Here is an 18,614-nt window from a genome sequence, read left to right on the forward strand (position 1 = left end):
GGCGACTAGTTGGCCACCGCGTAATTGTTGTTGCGGGCGATATCGGCATTGATGGCGTCGGTTGCCGCGTCGAGGGCGTCGACGACATCGGCGCCATTGGCGATGTCAGACAGCGCCTTGCGGAATTCGAGCGCTTCGAAGACATAGCCCGGGGTGACCGGACGCAACATGGCCTGGGCTTCGGAGAGGCCGTAGAAGACTTCGAGGGCGCCGCCGGGCGCGTAGTTCTTCGTCAAAGCGGCGGCTTCGGCGGTGGCGGGAACCAGGCCGATGGCATCGGAGAAGGCCGCCAGATATTCCGGCTTCAGGGCAAATTCGATAAAGGCGCTGGCGCCCTCCGGATTGGCCGATGTTGCGGACACGCCGAACTGCCAGGATGCGCCGCCGATCTTGGGGCCGTTGCCGAAGTCGGGGGCCGGCAGGAAGAGCACGTCATCGCCAAGTGCGTTAAGCGTATTCACGGCGACCCAATTGCCGTTCCACTGCAGGGCGTAGTCGCCATCAATAAAGCCGGTCTCGTGATCGGCCATGTCCTGGCTGGTGCCGGGGACATATTCATTGGTGAACAGGCTCTGCCACCATTCGCCAAAGGCGATTGCCGCGTCGCCATTGAGGGCGCCTTCAGCGGTTTCGTAGGTGGTGCGGTCCACCATGTCGCCACCAAAGCTCCACAGGAACGGCCCGAACGCATAAGGGTACCATTCACCCTGGTCGGCCATGCCCAGGTTCAGCGGATATTCGAATTCGCCGGAGGCCTTGAGCGTTGCCAGGATCTCGTCGAACTCTTCGCGGGTCCAGGGTTCCTCGAGGGTTGGGACGCGGATGTCGAATTTTTCGAGCGTCGACTTGCGGGCATACATGGCAATCGCCGCATCCCAGAGTCCGACCGAATAGACCTCGCCGTTATATTCGCCAATGGCGCCGGGCAGGAAGCCATCAAGCGCGCCTTCGGAAAGCTGCAGCGGCTGCATATAGCCGGCCCAGGCCCAATTGGGCATGACCGGGCCATCGACGTCGATAATGTCGGGAAGGTTGCCGGCCACGGCAGCGGCGACAACGGAATCGTTGTAGGCGGCCTGCGGAAACTCCTGCAGTACGACCTTCCAATCGGCCTGGGATGCGTTGAAGTCATCAATGATGCCGACCAGGATTTCACGCTCAACCGGGTTGCCGGCGCCGTGGTACCAAAAGCTCAGTTCCGTCTGAGCCATGGCGGCGGTGCTCATGGCGGTCGTTATCGCAAGGCTGGCTGCCAGAATGCGCAGGGATGTCATGTGTCTTTCCTCCGTGAATGCAAATTGGTGACATTGTCGTCACGCGTCTGGACGCTTCCGCGCCAGGCGACCGGTGCCGAGACCAGTTCGCGGTTCGGCTCGTTAGGTTTGGTGGCGCCGTTGATGAGGCGCAGCAGCTTGTCGGCGGCCCTCGCGCCCATTGCTGCGTATGGCAGCTCGGCGCTGGTCAGGCCGGGATGAAGGTGCTCGGCGATCATGCGGTAGTCGTCGTAGCCGGCGACTGACATCTGCTGCGGAATGGTGATGCCGCGTTCCCGCAGCAGGCCGTAGACACGCATGGCCATCTTATCATTGGCGCAGCAGATGACCGTCGGCTCGGCCCGCAGGACGCGGTCGAGCGCGTCCCAGAGAATGTCGAATTCATTGGCGGCAATGGGCAGCGCGCCGACCTGGACCAATTGCTCGTCAAAGGCAATGTCGTTGGCCTGCAGCGCCCTTGCGTAGCCGTCGACGCGCAGGCCGGAGGCAATCTGGCTCTCGGGCAGGGTCAGGTAACCGATGCGGCGGTGGCCGCGCCGGATCAGGCCATCGACGAGCGCAAATTGTCCGCCCTCGTCGTCGGGCAGGATGGCAGGGGTGTCATCCGCGTCAAAGCAATTGACCAGAACGATGGGCAGGTCGCGCAGATTTGCCGGAAGCGTGACTTCGCGGTGGTATTCGGCGACATAGAGAATGCCCTCGACCCGGTGTTCGCGGAACGTCTGCAGCAGCGCTGGAATGCGGTCGGCCTGGCCGCCGCTGTCCGCGATCAGCAAGGTGCGATTGCTCTGGCCGATAACGCGCTGCGCGCCCTGGACGAGATAGATTTCAGGCAGGCCGGTGTCTTCGAACTGGTGGGTGGTGCTGATGGCGCCGGTAATCATACCGATCAGGCCCGAGCGCTGCGAGCGCATGGCCCGGGCGGCGCTCGAGGGCGCGTAATTGAGCGCGGCCATCGCCTTTTCAACGGCCTCACGTGTCGTCTGGTTGACCGGGGCATCCCCGTTCATCACCCGGCTCACAGTCTTGGGTGAGACACCTGCGGCTTTGGCGACGTCATAAATTGTGGCCATGCGTTCCTCCTTCGGTCGAGCTGTTCTTTACACCTCGCGCCTCCCGCGTGCGTGCAATCCAGTCGACCACGATGTCCGCGGCGCTTTGTGACACCGATGTCATGACATCGGTGTCATGTATGCATTTATTTTCCGCCCGGAGTCAATCCCCTCGATTTTCCTGAAAATGACGGCAGCAATCTAAGGTGTGAGATGCGCGTTGCCGCAGGGAATTTCCCTGCGGGACCAAGAGTGGTCCGCGCTGTTGCATCAGGCGGGATCGACGCGCCGCCTCTCTTTTGTGGGAGGTTTGCATGGCGCAAGACCATGGCGCCTGAAGGCGTCCGACGAAAGTGGTAGAGGCGCTTGACAGGCTATGAAATCGATCCCATGCTGGGTGGGATCGATTTCATAGCGCGCCTTGGGAGGGGAGCTGCGATATGGCGACCATCTCCGATGTATCGAAACGCGCGGGTGTTTCCCGGTCGACCGTGTCCCGGGTCGTCGCCGGCAATGGCTATGTCTCCAGCGAGAAGCGACGGGCGATCGAGCTGGCGATAGCGGAGCTTGGCTATCGTCCCAATGCCATGGCGCAGGCCCTGCGATCCAACCGTTCAAACGTCATCGGCGCCGTCATGGTGGATATCGGCACGCCTTACTTTGCCAATATCGTCTATGGCGTCCAGCGCAGCATCCGCCCGGCCGGCAAGTCGCTGATGGTATCCTCTGGCTATGCCGACCAGGACCAGGAGGCGCGGGCCATCATCGAACTCGTCGACCGCTCCTGCGATGGCCTCGTGCTCTATCTCGAGCGTCCCATGCGCGCCGACGCCGTCGAAATCCTGCGCAAGGCCCGCATCCCGGTCGTATCCATCGGGCACGACCATTGTCCCTTGTCGGGTGGAAAAGTGCTTCTCGACAATTTCGAAGGCGCGCGCGCAGCAATGCGGTACCTGCTCGAACAGGGGCATCGCAAGATCGTCTATCTCTCGGGAGATCTGGGGATCGGCGACGCGATCGATCGGCTCAATGGCGTGGAAGCGGGGCTGGCCGAGTTCGGGCTGTCGCTCGACGATATCGAGATCAGCTCCGGCCTCTTTCATGAAAATTTCGGCTATGCGGCCGGTCGCAACCTGTTGAAGCGCCGCCGCGACTTCACGGCCGTGTTTGCCGGCGCCGATGTCATCGCCGCCGGCCTCTACATGGCCCTGGGCGAGGCCGGGCTTTCCGTGCCGGACGATGTGTCCGTCATCGGCTTTGACGATGGTTATCACGCCCAGTTCATGGCGCCCCCGCTCACCACCATCAGGCAGAAGCCGGATCGGCTGGGCGATTTGGCTGCCGAACATCTCCTGACCTTGCTGGCGGACCCGGAAACCGGGCCGTTGCAATCGCTGGTGCAGACCCAACTCGTGGTGCGCTCCAGCGTGGCTGTGCACCCACCAGAAGTGGAGGTTGTCTAGCCAAGACGCCGCGTCGGCAAAAGCCAACGAAACGGCATCGTTCACCGTGAGACCTGTCTCACCAACACATTCTCGAGGAGGAGAATACAAGTGGAGGGAATAAAAATGAACAAGGTGAGACGTTTCGCCATGGCGACCGTCGGTTTGGCGGCGCTGGGTCTGAGCCTGCCGGTCCTCGCCCAGGACAATCCGGTCATCCTGCGGCTGCATGTGCTGGACAGCGACGCATTCGTCGAAAACTTCAATCCCAACAATCCGACCATGCCGCAGCAGATCGTGCGCGATTTCGCCTACGAGCCGCTCTGGATCGACAATGTCTGGAATCCAGGAAACGATTTTCCGGCGCTCGCGACCTCCTATGAGATCGCCGAAGATCTGATGTCGATCACCTACAAGCTGCGCGAAGGCGTGCAGTGGAGCGATGGCGAGGCGTTCAACGCCGACGACGTCGTGTTCACCTTCGAATACGCCAAGGCCCATCAGGATTATCCGATGGGGATCGACGTCTATGTGGAGGCGACAAATACCGGCAGTATCGTCAGCGTGGAAAAGATCGACGACCATACGGTCAAGTTTAACCTCAAGGTGCCGGATTCGCTGGCGCGCTACGCCATCGGCGGCATCTACACCTTGCCAGAGCATATCTGGGCCGACGTGGATGACCCCAAGAATTTTGCCAATACCAAGCCGGTCGCCACGGGCCCCTGGACCGAAGTGGCCAATTTCAGTCGCTCGTCGGTCGATTTCTGTCGCAATGAAACCAGCCGCTACAATGAAGAAAACGCCATAGACTGCCTGCGTTTCCTCCAGCTCAACGGCAATGAACAGATCATCGCGTCCATGTCCGCAGGCGATGTCGACTGGTTGGGGACGGGGCTGACCGATCCGGAAATCACTTTCAAACCGCAATCGGAATTCAACAATTACTGGTTGCCGCCCGGTGGTGACGTGAACCTGCAGATCAATACCACCAAGGCTCCGTTCAACAATCTGGAATTCCGCAAGGCGCTGTCGGTCGCCATCGATCGCGAGACAATTGTCGATATTTCAACGTTCGGGCTGACCAGCCATACGCGCTTTCCTGTCGGTACCGGGGAGGCCTATGCATCCTGGTTCAACGAAGAGGCGCTCGAGCCCTATACATGGCTGATGCAGTATGATCCCGATCGGGCGGCCGAGTTGCTCGACGCCGCCGGGTTCGTGGACGCCGATGGTGACAATTGGCGCGACAATCCCGATGGCACGCCGATCCAGTTCGATATCAACATTCCCAATGGCTGGACCGACTGGATCAATACCGGGCAGACGATTTCGGAAAACCTGCAGGACGTCGGCATCAATGCTAGCGTCCGCACCATGGACCAGGGCGCCTGGAACGATCAGGCCCGCACCGGCGATTTCGACAGCTACATCATGTGGACCAATGGCGGGGCGACGCCATACAACACCTACAATCCGATGTTCAATCCGCGGAACATGGAAAAGGGCCGCGTCGACTACCAGGCCATGCACCAGATGCGTCTGCCTGAAATCGAAGAGGCGCTCCAGGCCTTCCGCAGCACAGCCGATCGCGACGAGCAGATGGTGCATATGAATACCATCCACACGACCATCGCCGAAAACCTGCCGGTCATCGGGCTCTTCGCCAACCCGACCTGGTACGAATACTCGACGCGCAATTTCGAGGGCTGGGTGACGGCGGAAAATCCCTTCGTCCGTCCCACCGTGCATGAAGGCACACGGGAGCGCGTCATCCACGCTCTCGCGCTGAAGCCAATCGCCCGATAGCCGTTCAGCCACGGCATTCGCGGCTCTTGTCTCCCGGGGGGAGGGTCGGGGTGGGCATCGTTCCCTTTGGAACGGCCCACCCTGGCTCCCCCGAGCGAGAAGGGCGGCGAGCGCCGTTGCTGCGGTCCGGCCCATTCGGAGGAAGCGCAATGATCTACATCCTGCGGCGTGTCGCCTTTTACCTGGCGGCGTTCTTCGTTGCGGTGACGCTCAATTTCTTTATTCCGCGCGTCATGCCGGGCGATCCTTCGGCGCGGATCATCGCCTCTTTCCAGGGGCGGTTGAACGAAGCGCAGGTGGAGGCCATCCGCGCATCCTATGGAGCGACAGGGTCCCTCTGGGAGCAGTATGTCGGCTATGTCCTGCAGGTGCTGCGCTTCGACTTCGGCATCTCCACCGTCCAGTTCCCCGAACCCACGTCGTCGCTGTTGTTTTACGGCGCGACCTGGACGCTCGTTCTGGTTGGCATCGCCATAACCTTCGCCTTCCTGATCGGCACCATGATGGGCATCCACGCGGCCTGGAACCGCGGCGGGTTTTTCGACAGCGTGTTCACCCCGCTCAATGTCATGCTCAATGCCTTTACGCCGGCGGTGGTGGCACTGTTGCTGTTCTATGCGTTTTCCCTTGAGCTCAAATGGTTTCCGCTCGGGCGCGCACACGCTACCGGCCTGTCGCCGGGGTTCGATCTCAATTTCATCGGCAGCGTGCTCTATCACGCGACCCTGCCGGTGCTCTCCATCCTGATCGTCAGCTTCGGCGGCTGGCATCTGGGCATGCGCAACGTCATGATCAATCTGCTCAACGAGGATTTCGTGATCCTGGCCCGCGCCAAGGGGCTGAGCGACCGCCGCGTGCGCTACCGCTATGTCGCCCGCAACGCGATCATGCCGCAGATCACCTCGCTGGCGCTGTCCGTCGGTTTCCTGCTTGGCGGGGCGCTCGTGACCGAGCAGGTGTTCAACTATCCCGGGCTCGGCAAATTCACCATCACCGCCATCGAGAGCCGGGACTATTCCTTCATCCAGGCCCAGCTCCTGTTGCTGACCATGTCGGTGCTGGTCGCCAACCTCCTGTCCGACATCGCCAATGTCATTCTCGACCCCCGTTTGAGAAAGGGTTGATCCATGGCCGACATTACCCAGACCAGAGCGGCTTCACTGCTTGATCGCCTCGACGAGGCAGCCCTCGCCAGCGCTGCGCCGACCCAGGAAGAATTGATGCGGGAATTGTGCATCAAGGCGCGGCCGGGATGGACGAGCAGCCTGCCGCCTTCACTTGCCGCTTTCGTCACCAATCCAAAAGGGATGTTCGGCGTCATCCTACTTCTCGCCTTGATCCTCTTTTCGATCCTTGCGCCCATTTTCAGCGACTACAATCCGCACCGCCGCGCCGGCAAACCCCACGTCGCGCCGGGCTACGAACATGTTCTGGGGACCACGCGGATGGGCAAGGATGTCTATACGCAGGTGGCCTATGGCGGGCGCATCAGCCTTGCGGTGGGTTTCGGGGCCGGCCTCGCCTCGGCGGCAATCGGCTTGGCCATTGGCATTGCGGCAGGCTATTTCGGGGGCAGGGTCGACGATATCCTCACCTTCTTCGTCAATGTCGTACTGGTCCTGCCGGGGCTGCCGCTGATCATCGTCATCGCGAGCCTTGTGGATAGTGCAGGGCCCCTTGTCATCGGCATTGTCCTGGCGCTGACCGGCTGGGGCTGGTCCGCACGCACCATCAGGACGCAGACGCTTTCCCTGCGCACGCGGGAATTCGTTCTCTCCGCCGAGCTGATGGGCGAGAGGAAATGGCGCATCATCCTCAAGGAAATCTTCCCCAACATGCTCAGCTTCTTCATGGGCGGGCTGGTGCTGGGCACGATTTCGGCCATCCTCGCCGAGGCGGCGCTGAGCTTCATCGGTCTCGGCGATCCCAACGCCGTGACCTGGGGCACCATGCTCTACTGGGCGCAGAACAATATGGCGCTGCAATCGGGGGCCTGGTGGGAGATCTGGCCGCCGGCCGTCGCCATCATGCTCACTGGCGCGGCGCTGGTGATGATCAATTTCGCCGTCGATGAGATCACCAATCCCCAGCTCAAGGCCTCGCGCGGGATCGGCCGTATCAAACGCTATCTGCGGCGCCGGGGGAGAAGTGCCGATGTCTTCTGATCGTGCCCTGATGGAGGTCCGAAACCTCACCGTCGATTATGTGGGCGAGCATTCTATTGCCCGCGCGGTGAATGGCATCGATTTTGACATCCGCGAAGGCGAGGCCTTCGGGCTCGCAGGCGAGAGTGGCTGTGGCAAGTCCACCGTGGCGTTCGCACTCGCCCGGTTGACCCGCTTGCCGGGTCTCGTCTCGGGCGGCGAAATCCGCCTCAATGGCGAGGACGTGCTCAAATTCGACAAGGCGCGGCTCAAGGCCTATCGCTGGAACGAGGTCAGCTTCGTCTTCCAGTCGGCCATGAATGCGCTCAATCCGGTGATCCCGGTGTCCGAGCAGATCATGGATGTGATCGAGACGCACCAGCCAGAGCTTGGCGAAGACGGTGCCCGCAAGCGGGCCATCGAATTGTTCGAACTGGTCGGCATTCCACCGCGCCGCCTCGACGATTATTCGCACCAGTTCTCCGGCGGCATGCGCCAGCGCATCTGTATCGCCATCGCACTGGCGCTCAATCCGCGCCTCATCATCATGGACGAGCCGACCACGGCGCTCGACGTGGTGGTGCAGCGCGACATCATCGAGCAGATCGTCGAACTGAAGGCCCGGCTTGGGTTTTCCGTCCTCTTCATCACCCATGATCTCGGGCTGATGATCGAGTTTTGCGACCGCATAGGCGTGATGTATTCGGGGGAATTGGTTGAAGTCGCTCCGGCCGAGTCCATCCTCGAGAACGCGCTTCACCCCTATACCCGCGCGCTCGGCAACAGCTTTCCGCCGCTGACCGGGCCACGACTGCGCATGGAGGGTATTCCGGGCACGCCGCCCGATCTGCGCTCGCTGCCGCAAGGCTGCCGGTTTGCCCCGCGTTGTCCGCACGCGATGGACATCTGCCGCTCGATCAATCCCGAGTTGCGCTTTTATCCCGAAAGCAAGAGCGAGGCCGCATGTCACTTGCTGAACTAGACCCATTGGGCACCATTGATCGGGCCGGCGATACCGTCATCGAGATGGACAATGTCGACAAGGAATTCGTCCTCGGCGGGGCCTTTCTCAACCAGACCCTTCTCAAGGCCCTGACCGGGGTCTCGATCAAGCTGACGCGGGGCCGCGCCCTCGCGCTGGTCGGCGAATCCGGGTCGGGGAAATCGACCTGTGCCCGCATGCTGGCCCGCGCCTATGAGCCAACGGGTGGCGTCATCCGTTTCCACGGCGAAGATATCAGCGGCTTCAGGGGCGCTCGCCTGCAGCGATATCGCTCGGATGTGCAGATGGTGTTCCAGGATCCGTTTGGATCACTCAATCCTACGCAGTCCATTGGCTATCACCTCGAGCGCCCACTGCGCCTGCATCGCCCCGATATTGTCGGCAAAGCGGCGATCGAGGCCGAAATGCTCCAACTTCTCGAAAGTGTCGGACTACGACCGGCCGCCGACTACCTCAAGCGCCGCCCGCACGAACTGTCCGGGGGCCAGCGCCAGCGCGTTGCCATTGCCCGCGCGCTTTCTGTGCAGCCGCAAGTGCTTCTGGCCGATGAGCCAACCTCCATGCTCGACGTTTCCGTGCGCCTCGGCATCCTCAATCTGCTCGAAGACCTCAAGCGGGATCGGCAGCTTGCCGCGCTCTACATCACGCATGATATCGCGACGGCCCGCTATTTTGCCGAAGAGGCCGCAGTCATGTATGCAGGCCATGTGGTGGAGCAGGGCCCGAGCCGGGAAATCACCGACAATCCCCGACACCCCTATACGCAATTGCTGATCGAAGCCGTGCCCAACCCGCATCGAAAGATCGCCGTCGTGCCAGGCCGTCGGGCAACAGACATCCCGCTCTGGACCAACCATAGCCGTGGCTGTCCGTTCGTCTCGCGTTGCCCCCGCGCCAGCGCGATCTGCAAGGAGACGATGCCGGAAGCTGCGGCTGTGGGACCCGGTCACACGGCCAGATGTCATCATCTGGGGTGAGGCAGGGGCAAACTCATCCCCTGACCTGGGTTTCTGGCCCGACCGATGCGGACCAAAAGCATGCAAGCTCAGGAATATTGCGGCAGGACAAGTCCAGGGCCGCCGGTCGGATGCAAGGCCGCGCCGTCCCAGGTCCATTGATCGTTTGGGGCGAGCGAGAGCGGCAGTTCACGGCCGTCAAACCAGACGCTCCCCTCGACGATCCGGCTTGTAAGGCCGACGACGCCCAGGAGACCGCCGGAGCGATCAAGGATCATCCGTGTCCCGGCTGGAAAGCGGCAGAGCAGGTGACGAGCCCGATAGATTTCGCCGCCCTCCAATGTGTTGACGAGCTCGAAGGTGACGCCGTCGATTGTCCGGGCGTAGGCGGTGTTCCAGGTTTCGTACTTGTGCGTGACGGGCTTGGGCAGGAGGCAGGTGAACCACACGGTTCCGTCAGGGCGAGGCAGAATGCCCGAGAGACGCTCGATGAAGTCGAGCAGGCAGAGAATGGACGGGGAGTATTTCTCGGTGAACCCTGCCGCTCCGGTAAAGGGATTGAGCGTTTGCGGAAAGCGGTCGGCCTCGAAAAGTGCGGCGAGCGTGGGTTGGGTGATCCAGCTCAGTTCGACGTGGTGGCCATGGTGCTCGAAGGCGTGCGCCGTGCGGATGAGGGTGAGGAAATTGGTTGGGCCGGCCCAGCTGTTCTGCGCGAAGTTTGGATCGAAGCGCGGATCATCGAGGGCAATGGAGGTCAGCGGGAATTTGGCGAAGAATTTTCTTGTGTTGAGCAGATAGCGCCCGAGTGCCTCCCGGAACAGGTCGCCCTCTCCGATCTCGCAGGCGAGGACGCGGAGCAGGACGTCTGACTGGAGCCGGACAGGCCGGCCATGCCGGTCTCGATCGTAGAAGAAGGCGTCCTCGGCATCGAAGCATTGGGCAAACAGCGCCTCGGTGCTCGCGTCTGCCTTGTCGGTCCAGCCGGCAGCGTCTTCGCCCAGGGCATCGGCGATGCGGGCGAGATAATGCCGCTGGCAGGCGATGTTCGCCGTCAGGTCGGGCGCGATGAAGGGCAGGATGGGATTGTCGGGATCGCAGCGCGCGGGGTCATTGCCGAAGGGGCTGTCCGGCACATGCCAGAAGCGCGAGGAGAGGTCGTGGCCAGTGTCGTAGGTCGAGAAGGCCTCGACGGCGCCGGTGCCCAATGTATCGCGGTGTCGCGCGATCCAGGCGTCGTAGCGTGACATGGCGTCGTATTGGGTGCGCAGCCAGGCCGTGTCGCGACCGTTGAGGCAAAAATGGTTCCAGACGGAGCGGGCGAGGGGGCTTACCAACTGGATCTGGCTGAAGCCGGGGCCGCCGGCCGTCATCTTATAGGGAAAGAGCCCGTCGTCGCGCTGGTGTCTGGCAAAGGCGGCAAAGGTGGCGCCGCTGATGGAGGGCAGGAAGCGGCTCAGGAGTTCGGCATTGATCGTGCCGGTGCTTTCGAGCCAGCAGCCGTGATAAATGCCGCCTTCGTGCAGGATCGGCGTGTCGTCGGCGGCGGGGGCGATGCAGTCGAACAGTTCGCGCACCGCCTGATAGTAGCGGGCGGTCAGTTTGGGCGCGTTGGACACGAAGCGCACGCCGGAACGCTGCCACTCGTCGAGGAGGGCAGCGTCCGCGGGCTTGCCGAGGGGGCCGATGGCTGCGGCGATGTCGGTGGCGCGCAAGGCGGCGAGAAGATCCTCGGTCACTGGGCGGCCTCGATGCGCAGGCCATCGGCGTCGAAGAGGTGGGTGTCTTCGGCGCGGAAACTCACGCTAACCTTTTCCCCGCGCTGGTGGCGGACATTGCCGGGCGCCTGGGCGAGAAGGGTCTGTCCGTCAGGCAGGGCGACATAGATAAAGACCTCGCTGCCGAGATATTCGATGAGGGTGATCGTGCCCTCGACCGAGATGTCGCCGGGGGCGCCGAGGGCCAGATGTTCGGGGCGAACGCCGAGGGTGACCGGTCCAGCCCCGGCTGCGCGCGGCAAAGTCCCGAGGCCCGTCAGATCGATAGCGGTGCCGCTCGAATTGCCCTTGATGAGGTTCATCTTCGGCGAGCCGATGAAGCTGGCGACGAAGAGGTTTTTCGGCGCGTTGTAGAGCTCGTAGGGGGTGCCGACCTGCTCGAGCCGACCCTTGTTGAGCACGGCGATGCGGGTCGCCATGGTCATGGCCTCGATCTGGTCGTGGGTGACGTAGATCATGGTGGTGCCGAGGCGATTGTAGAGCCCGGCGAGTTCGACGCGCATCTGCACGCGCAATTCCGCATCGAGGTTGGAGAGGGGTTCGTCAAAAAGGAAAAGCTGCGGTTCGCGCACAATGGCGCGGCCGATTGCGACGCGCTGCTTCTGGCCGCCGGAGAGCTGGCGGGGCTTGCGCTCAAGCAGTTCCTCGATCTGGAGGATTTTTGCGGCTTCGGCAACGCGGCGGGCGATCTCGTCCTTGGGCATGCGCAGATTGCCGAGGCCGAACGCCAGGTTCTTGCGCACCGACATGTGCGGGTAGAGGGCGTAGGACTGGAACACCATGGAGAGGTTGCGCTGGCTGGCCGGGAGGTCGTTGACCACGCGGTCGCCAATGGAAATCGTGCCGTCGGTGATCTCCTCGAGCCCGGCGATCATGCGCAGGAGCGTTGATTTTCCGCAGCCGGATGGGCCGACCAGCACGAGGAATTCGCCGGACTGCACTTCGAGGTCGATGCCGTGGACGACTTCGAAGCCGGAATAAGCCTTGCGGACTTCTGAAAGGGTAACGGATGCCATGGCTTCGTCCTTACTTTAGTCCGCTCATGGCGATGCCGCGGATGATGAGGCGCTGGAAGATGATGAAGAAGAGGAAGATCGGCAGGATCGAGAGGATCGACATGGCGAACATCGGCCCGTACTGGCTGGCCCCATCCTGGCTGAGGAACATGCGCAGGGCGAGCGGGACGGTGTAGTCCTCGACCTTGTTGAGATAGACCAGCGGGCCCAGAAAATCCTGCCAGGTCCAGATGAAGCTGAAGATGGCGGCGGTTGCCATGGCAGGCAGGCTCAGCGGCAGGATGATGGCCCAATAGATCTTGAACGGCGAGCAGCCGTCGATCATGGCCGCCTCGTCGAGTTCGCGCGGCAGCTGGCGGAAAAACTGCACCATCAGGAAGATGAAGAAGGCGTCGCCAGCAAGGAACTGCGGCACGATCAGGGGCAGATAGGTGTTCACCCAGCCCAGCTGCAGGAACAGCAGGTACTGGGGGATGAGAACGACGTGATAGGGGATCATCAGCGTCATCATCATCAGGGCGAACCAGATGTTCTTCCCGGTAAATTCGAGCCGGGCAAAGGCATAGGCGGCAAAGGAACAGGAGAGCACATTGCCGATGACCGAGAGCACGGTCACGACGGTGGAATTCCAGAAGAAGCGTCCGAAATCGACCGAGAGCGCGTTCCAGCCCTGCCAGTAATTCAGCCAGTCAAACTCGGTCGGCCAGAGCGAGAGCGAGCCAAAGATCTGGTTGTCGGGCTTGAACGAGGCCGCCAGCATCCAGATCAGCGGATAGGTCATGATCAGCGAGGTTATGATGAGAAAAATGTGCTTGAACACGCCCGCGCGCCTAGCGCGCTTGGCCTTGAGCTCACGATAGTCCCTGGCGGTCATGGGGGTGGTGGGCAAAGTGGCGTCGGTCATGGCTCAACCCCGCTCGTTTTCGTAGTGGACCCAATATTTGGAGGTCCAGAAGGCGATTGCGGTGAAGGCCGCGATGATCACGAGGAGCACCCAGGCGAGAGCCGAGGCATAGCCCATGCGCAGATAGCTGAAGGCCTCTTCGTAGAGATAGACGGTGAAGAACAGAAGGCTGTCGAGCGGGGCGCCGCTGCCGCCGGAGATGATGAAGGCGCCGGAAAAGCTCTTGAAGGCCTCGATCATCTGCAGGACCAGATTGAAGAAGATGACGGGCGCCAGCAGCGGCACGGTGATGGCGAAGAATTTTCGGATAGGGCCGGCGGCGTCGATCTCGGCGGCCTCGTAGAGTTCCTGGGGAATGGCGCGGAGGCCGGCCAGAAAGATCAGCATGGGCGAGCCGAACTGCCAGACGGCAAGGACAATCAGCGTCCAGAGCGAATATTTTGGGTCGGCCAGCCAATAGGGGCCGTCGCCACCGAAGACGCGCAGTATGCCGTTGATAACGCCATCATAATTGAACAGCTGGCGCCAGAGGATGGCGACGGCGATAGAGCCGCCGAGGATCGAGGGCAGGTAAAAGAGTGCGCGATACCAGCCGATGGCCCTGATGCCCTTGTCGAGCGCCATGGCGACGCCGAGGGCGAAGATCAGCTTGGCGGGCACGGAAATCACGACAAAGGTGAAAGTGACCTGAAGCGCCTTCTTGAAGCGGTCGTCGAACTCGAACATGTAGACAAAATTGTCGAGCCCGATCCACTGCGGGGGGCGCACGATGTTGTACTTGGTGAAGCTGAGATAGAGCGAGGCCAGGATCGGACCGATCGCGAGCAGGAAAAAGCCGATCAGCCAAGGCGATAGAAACGCATAGCCGGCGAAATTGCGTCGGAAGAATTTTTCCATGGCACTGGTCCTACTCGGTCATGGGGTGGCAGGCGACGGTCAAGGCCAGGTGCCAAACCGCCACCCCCTCCCAACCTCCCCCTTCAAGGGGGAGGTGCTGTTCGTGAATGTGGCGCCGTTGTTGCGACGCCCGGAGATCAAGCGCGGGCCAGGATGGCCTTGGCCTGGGCGAGGAAGTCGGTGGCGACGTCGCTGATCGACTTTTCGCCGAGGAGGACCGAGACCGCCACGCGTTCAAAAGTCTGTTCGACTTCGTTGGAGCCGGACGGCGGCGGCGGCGCGAGGGCGGCGGTCTTGCCCTGGATGGCATCGAAGAAGGCCACCGACACTGCTTCGGCAGCCGAGAGGTTGGGTTCGAGGGCCGCGCGAACGTCCGGATTGGAGGGGATGCCGCGCTCGAGACCAAGGATGGCGGTGATGTCGAGATCGTTGACGAATGCGCTCATATAGGCGGTGGCGGCTTCGGGATCGACACTGTCGCGGGTGAGGCAGACGAACTGGCTCGGCTGGATGATCGAGCCGGGGATCATATCCGGGGTATTGGGGTACATGGCCGCGCCGAGCGGATCCTGGACCAGGCCCTGGGCGCCGACAAGCTGGTTGCTCCAGACATAGGATGTGGCCGTCTTGCCGGTGACAACGCCGAGCTGGCTGAGGTCGGACACGCCAGCGAGACCCGCAGATTCCGGACCTGCCGGGGTGGCGCCGGCCTCGCGGATCTTCTGCCAGATGCTCCAGTATTCCTCGACGATTTCCTGGGTGACGCCATAGGTGCCGTCATCATTGTACATCGCCACGCCCTTCTGGGCGGTGAAGTCGGAGAAATTCTGGTAGTCGGCCGTGTTGTCGTCGGTGCCGGGGACGCCGGTGGCTTGCTTGATCTGCGCGCCGATGCGGGCGAGGTCATCATAGGTGTAGCCATAAGGATCGAAATCGGCGCCTTCGCCGATCTTGATGCCAGCCTCTTCGTAGAGGCGGGTGTTGTAGATCGCCATGTGAGAATTGGCGCCGATGGAGAGGGCGTAGAACTTGCCATCCACCGTGCCGGCATCGATGGCGGACTGGTCGATCTTGGAGATGTCGAGGGTCTTGCCGACATAGTCGTCGAGCGGAACGACCGCGCCATTGGCGATGTATTCGAACAGCACGCCATAGCCCTGCTGGATCACGTCGGGCATGTTGCCGCCGGCGATCTGGGTGGTCAGCTTGGTGAAATAATCAGCAAAGCCAAGCGTTTCACCACTGACGGTGATATTGGGATTCTTCTGGTTGAAAAGTTCGATCACGGCAAAGGTGCGCTTGTCGCGCTCGGGGTTGCCCCACCAGAAATGGCGGATCTGCGTGCCCTGCGCGAAGGCGGGGCGGCCAAGGGCCGAGAGCGCGATGACGGAGCCGGCGGCTCCCATAAACAGGCGTCTGTTGAGTTTGCTCATTAGTTCCTCCCGTGAGCAGTCTACGTCTTCCTCGCATCACTCCCTAACGATGCGAGGTCCTAATCTTGAGGCTGACTTACGTACCTCTTGTTGGGGCAAGTCAGACGCTTTTGCCGATTGCGGTCAGCCATTGGCGGCGGCCGGCAGTTTGTGCGGCATGATGATCTGGCGGCGTTCGGGCGACAGCTGGGCCAGTAGTTCCGGGCTCGGCACGTATGAGTGTCGGAAATAGCCCCAGCTGGGCCCGTAGCGGTAGACGGTCATTCGGCGCTGGCCGGGATTGGTGCGGCGGGCGGCGCCGTGCATGATGGCGTCGACGAACATCAGAGCATCGCCAGCCTTGAGATGAATTTCCACTGCTCCGGCAACGCCATCGACCGAGGATTGCTCGTCGCGCTTGTCGAGAGCGACGGTCTGGGGGTGGCGCAAATTGGATTTGTGGCTGCCGGGAATGACCATGGTGGCGCCATCGCCGGGGCCGATATCATTGAGCGCAATCAAGACGTTGACCTGGCCGCAGTGGAATTTTCCGGCGTGGAAGCGGTACTGGGTGCGGATGGTGCCGACATGGCCGCCCGAGTGGAGGCGCAGCGCCTGGCCGGGGCCGCGGACCGAGGCGAAACACTCGTCGATAAAGGCAGGGCCGTGGTGGCCGTCAAAATTTTCGGGGTCGTCCGAACCGATGAAGTGGACGGCCTTGCGGAACCAGGACGGATGGTCGATGAAGCTCTCCCAGATCGGGCCGCCTTCGTAGACCTGCTGGAGGATCAATCCTTCCTGGCGGTCGGGATTGTTGTAGAGCTTGACCTGGCCATGCCAGCCGTCGCCGACAAAGCCATCGACATCGTCGAGGAGGCGATTGCAGGCGGCGACTTCCTCGGAAGACAGCGCGTTGCGCAGGACCAAATATCCATTGAGATCAAACAGATAGCGCTCTAGGTCGGTGCAGGGCGCGCCTGCGGCAAGACCGTTCTCCATCCCATATCCCGCTGCCCCGTTCGGGGTCATCAGGCGGCGCTGCTGGAGAGAATTTCTCGTCCCGCCAACCGCGACCGCACGGTTGTGTTCCTTTTGCGGGCAACTCAGAAGGTCGATACGAGCAACTGTCCGGGGTTTAGGCGGTCAGACAGCAGACGTACCGCGTAGCTCACGCTTAACCACATACCCTGGCTGGGCTTTTCGCCCATGACGTGTCTCCGGCCGTTCCTGAGAGGTTGACCCCGCTCAGACCGTCGGAAGATCGCAATATCTTCCATACAAGTCAAGTGGAGTGCTGTTCCGGCAAGGCGTCTGGCATGAATTTTCTTTGCCCGTCGGGCGGGAAATACAGTCGACCAAGCGTCCCGGAAATGTCCGCATGTGCCGTGTAGATGTTAGCAGACTGTTAACGTTGAGATTGGCGCTGTGCTAATTCGATGACATTGCCATCCGGGTCGGACAGGAAGGCGACGCGGGCGAGGATTTCACGATTGTGCGCATCGCGCGGTGGCTCGATCGAGGGCGCTCCGGCGGCGATGAGTTTGGCATAGGTCGCATCGATATCGGTGAAGGCGAGGGTGAGGTGGCGGATGCCGGCGCGGGTGGGCTCGAGCGCGGCGGCCGGGGTGACGACCGCGGGCGAGGGGCAGACGAGTTCGAGCTGGCCATTGCCCATGTCGACGAAGGCGAGCTCGCCAGAGCCGCGCGGCATGGTCTTGCGCAGGATCAGCTTCATGCCGATGAGGTCGCAGTAGAACTGGAGGCTGCGGTCGAGGTCGCTGACGGTAATGCCGACATGTTCAAAGCCCAGCAGCATGGTTTTGGTCCTTCAGCTTGCGGTGCGGGTGAGGGCGAGGCCATCGGCGCCGAAGAGGTGCCAGTGGGTGTTGCGGGGTGCGACGTAAAGCTGGTCGCCACGGCGAGCCTGGCTTTGCCCGGCCTCGTGAATAAGGAGCGGTATGTCGCCGGCAAGGGTGCAGTGCAGATAGCTTGAGGCGCCATATTGTTCGGCCACCCCGACCGTGACCGGCCAGCCGGCCCCGGGATCGCGGGAGACGGTGAAATCTTCGGGACGGACGCCGAGGGTGACGGTCTCGCCGGGATCGCGCGGGGTGACGATAGTGCCGGCGAGGGGCAGGGGCGGCAGGCCGGGGGCGTTGAAGACGAGGGTCGGGCCATCGGCCGTCAGCGTGCCGGTGACGAAGTTCATGCGGGGCGAGCCGATGAAGCCGGCGACGAAAAGATTGAGCGGATTGTTGTAGAGATCGAGCGGGGCGCCGACCTGCTCGATAATGCCCCTGCGCAGCACGACGATCTTGTCGGCCATGGTCATGGCCTCGATCTGGTCGTGGGTGACGTAGATCATGGTGTTGCCGAGGCGCTCATGGAGCTTGGTGATCTCGACGCGCATGAGAACGCGCAGCTCGGCATCGAGATTGGAGAGCGGTTCGTCGAAGAGAAAGATCTTGGGGTCGCGGGTGATGGCGCGGCCGATGGCAACGCGCTGGCGCTGGCCGCCGGACAATTGCTTGGGACGGCGTTCGAGCAATTGTTCGATCTGGAGCAGTTTTGCGGCGTCGCTGACCCGGCGCTCGATCTCGGGCTTGGGCATGCGAATGTTCTCGAGGCCGAAGCTGAGGTTCTGGCGCACGGTCATGTGCGGGTAGAGCGCATAGGACTGGAACACCATGGCGACACCGCGATCTGCGGCCGGGGTGTCGACGACGCTCTGGCCATCAATGCGGATGTCGCCGCCCGAGACGTCCTCGAGCCCGGCGATGAGGCGCAGCAGCGTGGACTTGCCGCAGCCGGACGGCCCGACAAAGACGACGAATTCACCGTCATTGATTTCGAGATCGACCCCGGGAATGACTTCGACCAGGCCGAAGGATTTGGTGACATTGTCGAGGGTGAGATTGGCCATGACAAAG

General features: G+C 62.0%; 16 protein-coding genes. 6 read left to right on the forward strand and 10 right to left on the reverse strand.

All coding sequences use genetic code 11. The annotated features are described in order from the left end of the window. Positions 1-5 precede the first annotated feature (5 nt). Together N0P34_RS04420 and N0P34_RS04425 are read right to left on the reverse strand one after the other, a co-directional pair. Positions 6-1,274 (reverse strand): extracellular solute-binding protein, encoded by a 1,269-nt coding sequence (locus tag N0P34_RS04420; RefSeq protein ID WP_275605801.1) that lies wholly within the window; start codon positions 1,272-1,274, stop codon positions 6-8. After that, positions 1,271-2,347 (reverse strand): LacI family DNA-binding transcriptional regulator, encoded by a 1,077-nt coding sequence (locus N0P34_RS04425; RefSeq protein ID WP_275605802.1) that lies wholly within the window; start codon positions 2,345-2,347, stop codon positions 1,271-1,273. The genes N0P34_RS04420 and N0P34_RS04425 overlap by 4 nt, the downstream gene beginning before the upstream one ends. Positions 2,348-2,766: 419 nt before the next feature. Here N0P34_RS04425 and N0P34_RS04430 point away from each other — a divergent pair, with 419 nt between their 5' ends. The 6 genes from N0P34_RS04430 to N0P34_RS04455 all read left to right on the forward strand — a co-directional run bounded on the left by N0P34_RS04430 (position 2,767) and on the right by N0P34_RS04455 (position 9,701). Then, a complete protein-coding gene (locus tag N0P34_RS04430) occupies positions 2,767-3,789 on the forward strand; it encodes a LacI family DNA-binding transcriptional regulator (RefSeq protein ID WP_275605803.1) in 1,023 nt (340 codons plus the stop codon). A gap of 105 nt (positions 3,790-3,894) precedes the next feature. After that, positions 3,895-5,577, forward strand: a complete 1,683-nt coding sequence (locus tag N0P34_RS04435; RefSeq protein WP_275605804.1) for an ABC transporter substrate-binding protein — start codon at positions 3,895-3,897, stop codon at positions 5,575-5,577. Positions 5,578-5,726: 149 nt separating this feature from the next. Then, the gene (locus N0P34_RS04440; protein ID WP_275605805.1) at positions 5,727-6,701 is read left to right on the forward strand and encodes an ABC transporter permease; all 975 of its coding nucleotides are present in this window, start codon (positions 5,727-5,729) and stop codon (positions 6,699-6,701) included. Between the two features lie 3 nt (positions 6,702-6,704). Next, the gene (locus N0P34_RS04445; RefSeq protein WP_275605806.1) at positions 6,705-7,742 is read left to right on the forward strand and encodes an ABC transporter permease; all 1,038 of its coding nucleotides are present in this window, start codon (positions 6,705-6,707) and stop codon (positions 7,740-7,742) included. Next, entirely contained in the window at positions 7,732-8,703 is a 972-nt protein-coding gene (locus N0P34_RS04450) for an ABC transporter ATP-binding protein (protein ID WP_275605807.1), read from the forward strand. Before N0P34_RS04445 ends, N0P34_RS04450 begins: the two co-directional genes overlap by 11 nt. Continuing rightward, positions 8,685-9,701: an ABC transporter ATP-binding protein gene (locus N0P34_RS04455; protein WP_275605808.1), complete on the forward strand. Its 1,017-nt coding sequence runs from the start codon at positions 8,685-8,687 to the stop codon at positions 9,699-9,701. The genes N0P34_RS04450 and N0P34_RS04455 overlap by 19 nt, the downstream gene beginning before the upstream one ends. Before the next feature lie 68 nt (positions 9,702-9,769). On the opposite strand, the gene N0P34_RS04460 is transcribed toward N0P34_RS04455, so the two are convergent. The 8 genes from N0P34_RS04460 to ugpC (N0P34_RS04495) form a co-directional block, all read right to left on the reverse strand. After that, positions 9,770-11,416, reverse strand: coding sequence for a hypothetical protein (locus N0P34_RS04460; RefSeq protein ID WP_275605809.1), 1,647 nt, complete (start codon positions 11,414-11,416; stop codon positions 9,770-9,772). Continuing rightward, positions 11,413-12,471: a sn-glycerol-3-phosphate ABC transporter ATP-binding protein UgpC gene (ugpC, locus tag N0P34_RS04465; RefSeq protein WP_275605810.1), complete on the reverse strand. Its 1,059-nt coding sequence runs from the start codon at positions 12,469-12,471 to the stop codon at positions 11,413-11,415. The genes N0P34_RS04460 and ugpC (N0P34_RS04465) overlap by 4 nt, the downstream gene beginning before the upstream one ends. 10 nt (positions 12,472-12,481) lie before the next feature. Beyond that, positions 12,482-13,252, reverse strand: coding sequence for a carbohydrate ABC transporter permease (locus N0P34_RS04470; protein ID WP_275606923.1), 771 nt, complete (start codon positions 13,250-13,252; stop codon positions 12,482-12,484). Positions 13,253-13,378: 126 nt separating this feature from the next. Next, a complete protein-coding gene (locus N0P34_RS04475; protein ID WP_275605811.1) occupies positions 13,379-14,272 on the reverse strand; it encodes a sugar ABC transporter permease in 894 nt (297 codons plus the stop codon). A gap of 137 nt (positions 14,273-14,409) precedes the next feature. Then, positions 14,410-15,705: an ABC transporter substrate-binding protein gene (locus tag N0P34_RS04480; protein WP_275605812.1), complete on the reverse strand. Its 1,296-nt coding sequence runs from the start codon at positions 15,703-15,705 to the stop codon at positions 14,410-14,412. Positions 15,706-15,828: 123 nt separating this feature from the next. Continuing rightward, a complete protein-coding gene (locus N0P34_RS04485) occupies positions 15,829-16,713 on the reverse strand; it encodes a phytanoyl-CoA dioxygenase family protein (RefSeq protein WP_275605813.1) in 885 nt (294 codons plus the stop codon). Between the two features lie 376 nt (positions 16,714-17,089). Beyond that, a complete protein-coding gene (locus tag N0P34_RS04490) occupies positions 17,090-17,500 on the reverse strand; it encodes a VOC family protein (protein WP_275605814.1) in 411 nt (136 codons plus the stop codon). A 12-nt stretch (positions 17,501-17,512) separates the two neighbouring features. Then, positions 17,513-18,607: a sn-glycerol-3-phosphate ABC transporter ATP-binding protein UgpC gene (gene ugpC / locus N0P34_RS04495; RefSeq protein WP_275605815.1), complete on the reverse strand. Its 1,095-nt coding sequence runs from the start codon at positions 18,605-18,607 to the stop codon at positions 17,513-17,515. Positions 18,608-18,614: the final 7 nt, after the last annotated feature.

This window comes from Devosia sp. FJ2-5-3, from assembly GCF_029201545.1.
Classification (GTDB): Bacteria; Pseudomonadota; Alphaproteobacteria; order Rhizobiales; family Devosiaceae; genus Devosia.